General features: G+C 65.3%; 1 protein-coding gene and 1 pseudogene. One reads left to right on the top strand and one right to left on the bottom strand.

All coding sequences use genetic code 11. The features are described 5' to 3' along the window. Positions 1 to 240: HPF/RaiA family ribosome-associated protein (locus tag ACU8YE_RS23765; protein WP_446929784.1), on the bottom strand; the 240-nt coding region annotated here is incomplete at its 3' end. 397 nt (positions 241 to 637) lie between these two features. Here ACU8YE_RS23765 and ACU8YE_RS23760 point away from each other — a divergent pair. Continuing rightward, positions 638 to 731: pseudogene (locus ACU8YE_RS23760) on the top strand (BCAM0308 family protein); the annotation flags it as partial.

Genomic DNA, 731 nt, shown 5'->3' with positions numbered 1-731 from the left:
GTATACGTCCTCGTCGGATTCGCGATTGGACACGATCTCGCGCCCAGGAATCGTCACGTCGACGTGCACGTCGAACGGTTTGCCCTGGTGTTTGTGCTTGTCGTCGAGGATCACGCTGACCCGGCAGCGAATGATCTCGGCGCAATAGCGTTCGAGCTTCGCGGCGTGGCGGGCGATCGCTTCTTCGAGCGCGGCGGAGCGGGGCATCCCTTGAATCGAGATTTCGAGCGGTAATTTCATTGTTGTACTCGTTGAGAGACGTGGTTGGTCGTGCCGTACAGGGTGTGCGTCGTCGGCCGCGGACGGTGCCGCGTATCGGTGCGGGCCCTCCCGGGCGGGCGGCGACGCCTTTATTGTTCGTCTCGGAGCGAATCGCGGCTTGACGTCGATCAACGTCGGACGATTGCGCGGGCGAATGGCGAATGCCGGTCACGCCCGCGCGGACCCGCCGCGAGGGGGCGGCGCGACGCGGTACTCGGGAAGGCGCGATGCAGGCCGTATCGGGCGCGCATCGCGTAGCGCGGCGCGCCTGCTCGCACGCCATGGCTTCGTTGACTCAGGTCAACGCGGGCGTGAACGGCCGCCATAGGCTGGAGTCGTCGTTGCACGCGTTCGCCACCATCCAAGGAGCGCCTCCATGAGCCATCGCACGCGGCCTTTCAAGGCAGGCAGTCACGAAGCGGTTTATCCGGGTCTCGCGCAAGATCCCTATGCCATGCGTCGCAAGCTGC

Source organism: Ralstonia sp. VS2407 (genome assembly GCF_052950655.1).
The sequence above is the reverse complement of the archived record's forward strand: the minus strand, read 5'-3'. Positions and strand labels throughout refer to the sequence as shown.